At 66.7% G+C, this 7,746-nt stretch carries 6 protein-coding genes; 3 read left to right on the top strand and 3 right to left on the bottom strand.

Annotation, left to right across the window (positions count from 1 at the left end):
* Positions 1-140 precede the first annotated feature (140 nt).
* From DJ75_RS16295 to DJ75_RS16285, 3 genes are all read left to right on the top strand, one after another.
* On the top strand, positions 141-734 hold the full coding sequence (locus DJ75_RS16295; protein WP_094525469.1) for a hypothetical protein: 594 nt from the start codon (positions 141-143) through the stop codon (positions 732-734).
* 132 nt (positions 735-866) lie between these two features.
* Positions 867-1,352, top strand: a complete 486-nt coding sequence (locus tag DJ75_RS16290; protein WP_094525472.1) for a rubrerythrin — start codon at positions 867-869, stop codon at positions 1,350-1,352.
* A 43-nt stretch (positions 1,353-1,395) separates the two neighbouring features.
* Positions 1,396-1,833, top strand: coding sequence for a metal-dependent transcriptional regulator (locus DJ75_RS16285; RefSeq protein WP_094525468.1), 438 nt, complete (start codon positions 1,396-1,398; stop codon positions 1,831-1,833).
* Positions 1,834-1,872: 39 nt separating this feature from the next.
* On the opposite strand, the gene prf1 is transcribed toward DJ75_RS16285, so the two are convergent.
* The 3 genes from prf1 to DJ75_RS16265 form a co-directional block, all read right to left on the bottom strand.
* Positions 1,873-3,123, bottom strand: a complete 1,251-nt coding sequence (gene prf1, locus DJ75_RS16280) for a peptide chain release factor aRF-1 (RefSeq protein WP_094525467.1) — start codon at positions 3,121-3,123, stop codon at positions 1,873-1,875.
* A gap of 548 nt (positions 3,124-3,671) precedes the next feature.
* A complete protein-coding gene (argS, locus tag DJ75_RS16270; RefSeq protein ID WP_094525465.1) occupies positions 3,672-5,480 on the bottom strand; it encodes an arginine--tRNA ligase in 1,809 nt (602 codons plus the stop codon).
* A 273-nt stretch (positions 5,481-5,753) separates the two neighbouring features.
* On the bottom strand, positions 5,754-7,607 hold the full coding sequence (locus DJ75_RS16265) for a carboxypeptidase regulatory-like domain-containing protein (RefSeq protein ID WP_094525464.1): 1,854 nt from the start codon (positions 7,605-7,607) through the stop codon (positions 5,754-5,756).
* Positions 7,608-7,746 lie beyond the last annotated feature (139 nt).

The raw sequence follows: 7,746 nt of genomic DNA, 5'->3' as shown, positions 1-7,746 counted from the left end.
CCGGCGGCTGCGGTCGGTGATCGACGAGCACGAGGGGAAGGCCCGGAACGAGTAGCGCGGTGCGGACGTTCATTGTTTCGGAGATGTAGTAATTTCACACTACCTACAGCAATATACCGTCGGGAGTCGTACACGGGAGAATGGCAGATGATAAAGCGGGACGGGAGGACCAAGCCCGGGACGAGGAGAACCGACAGCGACGGCGCGACGTCGACGCGGAGCTGGAACGCGGCGACGAGCCCGAACCGGAGCTCGACACCGCGGATCTCGGCGAGGTCGAGCCCGAGCTCGAACGGCTGGAGTTCCCGGTCACGGGGGCTGAGATCGTCTCGACGATCGGCGACCGCGAGGTCGCGTCCCCGACGGAGCGGCACACCGTCGAACAGCTGGTCCCGGACACGGACCGAGTGGTGTTCGACTCCCCGGACCGCGTCCGCGTACAGATACGGCGTCCCACGGTCGCCGCGGCGATGAAGCGGATCGTCGAGACCAGCGAGGCGTTACCGAACGAGGAGCTCGACGGCTCGCAGTACGACGCCTACGAGAGGACCTTCCAAGAGCTGGAGCGGGTCAGCCCCGACGACGAGGCGATCGCGGAGATCCGCGACTGGGTCGTCGAGCGGGTCCGCGAGAAGGGGGCGCTCCCGGCTTCGCGCGGGGTCCGTCGGCAGCCGGCGAAGGTCGCTCGGCGAGAGGGACACCAGATCCGGAACAGTGACTGGCTCGGGATATAGGCGGTCGGCGGCCCTCTCGACGCGCCGGCCCGTGCGAACGACCCCCCGGCTGCAGGGGAACATCTTAAGTCGGCCTGCGCCCGAATGCAAGTGTATGCGAACAGGCGTATCGAGTGGTGACGGGTGGTGGCCGTGAGCGTGAGCCAGCGGATCGCCTCCGACGACCAGCTCGCCCGGCTGTTACAGATCGGGATCGTGTTGGAGGAGGTGGTCGAGGCGCGGGCGCACCACCACTACCGGGGCGTCGACGCCGATCTCGACGACGAGATCGAGGCGCTGCTCGCGGACGCGGCCGAGGAGTCCGCCGACCACCGCGAACGGTTGGAGTCGCTTATCGCCGGACTCGGGGTCGACAGCGTGCCGTTCGACGAGATCGAATCGCTCGTCGACGCCCGCTACGGGCGGACCAAGCCCGAGGACTTCGACGGGATCCTGTACGATCAGCTGTGCAACGAGGAGACGGCGTACAAGTTCTACGACGACCTCATCGAGGCGATCGAGGCGTCGGACGCCGAGTTCACGATCGACCGGGATCGCCTCTTGCGGACGCTGCGGACGATCCGAGAAGAGGAGGCCGAGGGCGTCAGCGAGGTCACGGAGGTCATGGAGCGACGATGAACCGGCGTATCGAACCGACGACGATCCCCGACGGAGGAGAGCCGTGAACACCGCAGACCAGTATCTCAAGACAATATACGTTGTACAGAAACAGGAAGACGGCCCCGCCTCGACGGGCTCGATAGCCGACGCGCTCGACGTGAGTCCGGCGAGCGCGAACGAGATGATCGGGAAACTGGAGGAACGCGGACTCGCCGAGCACGAGAAGTACAAGGGAGTTCAGCTCACCGACGACGGGATCCTCCGAGCGCGGGACGCGCTCCAGACCTACTGCATCATCGAGCGCTTCCTCGCGAACGTGCTCGGCGTCGAGGAGTTCCGCGCGGAGGCCCACGAGTTGGAGGCCGTCATCGACGACACCGTCGCCGAGCGGCTGGACACGATCATCGACCGCCAGCCGGAGTGCCCCGACTGCTTCGACCCCGAGACCGACGCCTGCGCGTGCCTCGAAGTCGCGATGGCGCCGGTCGAGTCGGACTGAAGAAAGCGTCGTCGCGGCGTCCGTTCCGCGCCCGCGAGCTTACACTCCCGTGGAGTACCGCAGAATGCCCGCGATGCCGCCGAAGGCGTCCATCAGCTGTTCGCCCTTCTCGAAGTCCGTCGAGATGAACTTCGTGTCCGTCCCGCGCTGCTCGGCGATGTTCATCAGGTGTTCGATGACGTCGTCGCGCTCGTCGACCTCGGCCGGCTCGCCGCACTCGGAGCACTCGTGCTCGGGGGTGGAGTGCCGCGAGTCGACCACCTCGTACTCCTCGTGGCCGTTCGGGCACTCGTAGACGACGACGTCGGAGCGGAGGTCCTCGGAGATGAGCAGCCGGTCGACCGAGCCCATGATCAGGTTGCGACGGGTCTGTTCGAACCCGTAGGTCGCCTCCTCGCCGGTGTGGAGCTTCTCGAAGAACTCCTCCATGTGGCGTTTGTCCTCGACGAGTTCCTGATCGGCGAGGGCCTCGCTGGCGTTGTCGACGAGGTCCTTCAGCCCCGACTCGTCGGTGTACGCCACGTCGAACTTGCCGAGCACCTTGTCCTGGAGCTCGTGGTGGAGGTAGTCGCCGTCGAGGAACTCGTCTTTCGTCGGCGAGGGGCCGCCGACGAGGATGCCGTCGAGCTCGTGGCGCTTGTCGACGAACAGGTCGTTGGCCATCCCCGCGACCTCCTGATAGAAGTTGTCGATCGCTTCGAGCCGGAGGCGGGCGAACCGCTGGGCGGATTGCCCCCCTTTCCGCTGTTTGCCGGGGACGAGCGAGGAGGCGGACTTGACGGGCTCGATCCGCTTGCCCTTCAGCCAGCCGACGTTGGCCTCCCGGCGGTCTAAGACGATGAGCCCGAACAGCCCGGAGTCCTCCAGCATGTGTTCGAGCGGTTCGGTGAGGAACTCGGAGTCGCAGTGGTAGCGGAACGACTCGACGGGCTGTGGCGGCGACTCCAGCGTCCGGGTGACCATGTTGGTCTGGCCGCCGCCCGCGTCGATCGCCCCCGAGAAGATCACGATCCCGTTCTCGGGCGGGAAGGTGTCGTAGTAGCGGAGGCGGTCTTTGATCGAGGTGAGCGCGTCTTGGACGGCCGTCCGGGTCTGCTTGGACTTGATGTTGGACGCCTCGCTGTGTTCCTGGGTGACGTGCGCGACCACGTCGGAGATCTGCCGGTCCTCGGGAATGTAGATAGTGACGAGCTGCGTGCCGGAGCCCTCGAAGTCTTTGAGCTCCTCGATGACCTTCCGGAACTCGTACTTCCGTCGGTCTTCGCTCGCCGCTTGGGCGTCGCTACTCATTACCCGAACTACGGCGGCGTGCGTGTAAGTAAGCTTTGACCTCCCCGCCGAGACGACGGTGCCGGTTCACACGGGCCGTCGGCGCCGGTATTATTTATAAATGATGTGCGGTGGCGCGCGCCTCGGAGCGGCCGCCATCGGCGGCCGCGAAGAGCGCGTGCGAGGGAGTCAGTCGTCCGGAGCGAAGCGGAGGACGACTGACGAGGCTGGGGAGGCGTGAGGAGCGGGGCGGTTGCAGTCGAGGAGGACTCAAAGGGGCAGTCGCGAGACGCACGGAGGCGAAGTAAGCACCGCAGGAACGAGCGGAGCGAGTGACGAGGAGCACAGCGAGCGTCCGTGCGTCTCGCGGCTGGGGCTTTGGCGGTCTTTATCGCCGATCTATCGGTAATCATTTATAAGCGAGCGAATGGGGCTTTGGCGGTTTTTGTCGCCGATCTATCGGTAATCGTTTATAAGCGAGCGACTGGGGCTTTGGAAGTGTTCACCGCACCAACGACGACACCACTTCGATCAAAAAGGACCGAATGACCGAACCAATCGCCCCGATCCTACATCGACTCGGGCGCCTCGACCCCGAGCACGTCGAGCGCGTTCGCCATCGTGTGTTTCGCGGCCGCGACGAGCGCGACGCGGGCGGCCCGGAGCTCGTCGTCCTCGGCTGTCACGACCGGGCACTCCCGGTAGAAGGCGTTGTACGCGTCGGCGAACTCGCGCGTGAACGTGGCGACCGTGTGCGGCTCCAGGTCGTCGGCCGCCTCCTCGATGACGGCGGGGAAGCGGGCGACCTCGCGGAGGAGCTCGCGGGCCGCGTCGGTCTCCAGCGCGCTCGCGTCGACGTCGAGCGCGTCCGTGTCGACGACTCCTCCGGAGTCGGCCGTCACGCCCGGCACGTCGACGCCTTCGGCCGCGGCCTCGGCGAGGATGCCGGCGCAGCGCGCGTGGACGTACTGGACGAACGGGGCCGACTGCGCCTCGAAGTCGAGCGCGTCCTCCCACTCGAAGGTGATCGCCTTCGCGGGCTGCTTCGAGACGATGTCGTACCGGACCGCGCCGATCCCGACCTGGTGGGCGATGCGCTCGACGTCCTCGTCGGTGAGGTCGTCGTCGCGGATGCGGTCGTCCATCCGGGACTCGACCGCCTCGCGGGCGCGGTCGATCGCCTCGTCGAGCAGGTCGTCGAGCATCACGCCGGTCCCGCGGCGAGTGGACATCTTCCCGTCCGGGAGGTTGACGTACGAGTAGATGACGTGGCCGAGCCGGTCGGCGTCGTTGCCGAGCAGCTCCAAGGTCGCGTCGAGCTGGTCGGCCTGCAGCTTGTGGTCCTCGCCGAGGACGGTGACGGCGCGGTCGTAGTTGTCGAACTTCCACTCGTGGTGGGCCAGGTCGCGGGTGGTGTAGAGGCTGGTGTCGTCCGAGCGCAGGAAGACGAGGTTCTTCTCGATCCCCCACTCGTCGAGCTCTAACTGCCAGGCGTCCTCCTCGTAGACGGCCTGCTCGGTCTCTTTGAGCCGCGCGGCGATGTCGTCGGTGGAGCCGTCGCGCATGAACCGCGTCTCCTTGACGAACTCGTCGAACTCCGCCGGGAGCCGCGCGAGGCACTCCTTCATCCCGCCGAGCACGGTGTCGACGACCTCGCCGACGCGCTCGTACGTCTCCTCGTCGCCGTCTTCGAGCCCCTGGAGGATCGCGGAGATTTCCTTCTCCGCGGCGTCGACCGCGGCGGGCTCGGCCTCCTCTAAGAAGGCGTTCCCCTTCCGGTAGTAGCGGACGAGGTCGTACTCGGCGCGGTCGCGGGCGGGCTCGGCGTCGAGGTCCGACTCGTCGAACCGCTCGTGCGCCCACGTGAACACGGCCATCTGCCGGCCCGCGTCGTTGACGTAGTAGTGGCGGTCGACGTCGTAGCCGGCGTACTCCATGAGGTTCGCGACCGCGTCGCCGACGATCGGGTTGCGGGCGCGGCCGACGTGGACCGGCCCGGTCGGGTTCGCGCTGGTGTGTTCGACGACGACCGACGTGTCCCGGTCGGGGAGCGCGCCGTAGCCGGCGTCGGCGGCGGCCGCGTCGAGCGCGTCGACGAGGTAGCGCTCGCCGGCGTGGAAGTTGACGTACGGGCCGGCGGTGTCGACCGAATCGAGGTAGTCGTAGCCGGCGATGTCGACCGCGGCGGCGACCTCGCCCGCGACGTTCGGCGGCGCGCCGCCGACCTCGCCCGCGAGCCGGAAGGCGACGCTGGAGGCGAGCGTCGCGTCCATGTCGTCGGGCGGGCGTTCGATGCCGAGGTCGTCGGTCGGGAGGTCGAGCGAGGCGAGGGCGTCGCCGAGCGCGTCGGCCACCTCCGACCGGAACTGCCTGAACATACCGTCCGTTCGTCGGGGGAGTTAAAAGGGCCTTCCGAAGCGGCTCGGGGAGAGTGAGCGACGCAGACGACCGAAGTGCGCGGCGAGCGTGCGCCGCCCTCGCTACCGTGGCTCTGGAGGTGGTTGCCGTGCCGGTACTGAATTAGAAACGAGTAACTGGGGCTTTCGAGACCCCATTGCGTCAGCAGCAACGAGCAGTACTGTAACGGCCCTATTGAAATCAGTAGGAGCTGAGATGAATGGCGTGACCGATACAGAGCGTGGATCCAGCAGTTAGTCGTCTTCAGGCGCGCGGTCGGTGGTCCCAGTGAGGCCAAGGTGGTCTTCGACCGTGGCGAGGCGGTCGTGAAGTCGCTCGTTCTCCTCCTCCAGCGTGTCGATCCGGTCATTCTTGCGTTCGCTTTCGTCTTCGAGGTCGTCAATCCGCTCCTGTTTCTCGTCGAGTTTGTCCGACAACCCCTGGAGGGCGGCGAACAGCACGCCGTCGGCGTCGACAGTGCTGATCCGCTCGGGATCCCCTCCCAGACCGAACGCCTCTTCGAAGTCCGCGGCCATTGGGCCCATGTGGGTGACCCCCTCTCGGGTGTCGTACTCCCAGGTACTGACCTCGAGGGCCTCAACGCCGGCCAGCACCTCTCCGGGGTCAACCGGCTGGATCGCGGACTTGGCGGAGCGAGAGCTGACCGAACTCCAAGAGCTGTCCCCCGGGGCGAGTTCGACGCCGCTGCTGAAGTCACTGGTGGTCCAGACGACGGCCCCGCCGCCGGCCTGGAAGACGACCTCGTCGTCGGTCAGGGACTGGACGGTGTCGGTGCTGCTGTCCCCCCAGACGAACGCCCCCTGGGCGAACGCCTCGGCCTGCCGGCCGGCGGCGAACGAGTAGTTCTCTCTGGCGACAGCATTTTGACCACCCGGGACTGTCGCGAACTCCCCTTTCGACGTTCCCGACTTGCCGGTGCGGTTGGCTCCACCACCGCCCACCGTGCTATTTGTACCACGAGCATCGTTAAAGTAACCCCCTCCGACGGTCGACTGCCGACCGCTTGCGGTGTTGCTGAATCCCCCGGCGACGGTCGACTGGGAACCGCTGGTGATGTTATTTAAGCCGCCGCCGACGGTCGCCAAGTTATCGCTTGCGGTGTTCTGATTTCCCCCGGCGACGGTCGCCGAGTTAGCGCTTGCAGTGTTATTTAACCCCCCGGCGACAGTCGCCGAATTAGCGCTTGCGGTGTTATTTAACCCCCCAGCGACGGTCGCCGAATTAGCGCTTGCGGTGTTCCGGGTTCCGCCGCTGACGGTCGCGTCGCCGCCGCTAGCGGTGTTGCCCACGCCCCCGGCAACGGTCGCGCCCCGGTGGCTGGCGGTATTTGTGTTGCCCCCGCTGACGGTCGCGTACATGGCGTCTTCGGTGCCCGATTGGGCGTTGCCGGCCCGGTTGTTCGACCCCCCTCCGACTGTGCCGAAGCGGTCGGTCACTTCGTTGGGCCCCGCGAGCACCCTTCCCGACGAATCCTTCGTCGTGGCCCCGCCGCCCCCGCCGATCATCGCCCCGAGTGACCCGTTCACGTCGTTACCGACGTACCCGCCGACCACGCTGCCACCGATACCGTAGGTGACGCCGCTGTCGTTCGTGTCCGTTCCCGCCGGTGCCAGCCGCATAACTCGGTCCCCAGCGACGGTTAACGTGTGGCCGCTGGTGGCGTCAAGGTCGCCTTCGACGAGGGTGTCGTCGGGCGTCGCCAGTCCGTAGCCGTCGCTGGCGTTCGGGGCGGCCCCCAGCACGCCGATGGGCAGGCCGCTGGCGGCGGTGTTACGCCCCAAGACGCCGATACCGTAGGTGTTGGTGAACTGCCCGCGGATCTTGTACTCGACACGACTCGTCGACAGGTCTACGGTCACAGTGGCTCCGGAGTTGACGACGAGACTGGGTTTCTCGACCGGCTCGTAGCCGAACTTGCTCGCTCGCACGTCGTAGGTGTCGGCTGCCACGTTGGCGCTGTACTCGCCGCTCGCGTCGGTCGTCGTTTCGCCTTCGAGCGTGTCGGATCCGGATTCGGTGATGGTGACGGTGGCGTCTTGGATGCCGGTCCCGCTGGCGTCGGTGACTGTCCCTTTTATTATCGCCATTGATCGGTCCTCCTGATGGCGACGCGATGGTGTCTGCCCCGCGCGGGTGCGGAGCGCGTCGGTCGGTCGCCATCGATCCTCGGTCGTGCTCCTCGACTCGCCCGGTCCTTGTGGGTCGAGGTGACCGAGGCTTGGTCGG

The organism is Halorubrum sp. Eb13 (assembly GCF_002252895.1).
In the GTDB taxonomy this organism is placed as follows: domain Archaea; phylum Halobacteriota; class Halobacteria; order Halobacteriales; family Haloferacaceae; genus Halorubrum.
Note: the sequence above shows the minus strand (reverse complement) of the source record. Positions and strands in the feature narration are given on the sequence as shown.

What these genes read in the sequence shown, in the direction of transcription:
- DJ75_RS16295 (WP_094525469.1), top strand. Translation starts at nt 141, where the DNA reads ATGGCAGATGATAAAGCGGGACGGGAGGACCAAGCCCGGGACGAGGAG.
- prf1 (WP_094525467.1), bottom strand. Translation starts at nt 3,123, where the DNA reads ATGAGTAGCGACGCCCAAGCGGCGAGCGAAGACCGACGGAAGTACGAG.
- argS (WP_094525465.1), bottom strand. Translation starts at nt 5,480, where the DNA reads ATGTTCAGGCAGTTCCGGTCGGAGGTGGCCGACGCGCTCGGCGACGCC.
- DJ75_RS16265 (WP_094525464.1), bottom strand. Translation starts at nt 7,607, where the DNA reads ATGGCGATAATAAAAGGGACAGTCACCGACGCCAGCGGGACCGGCATC.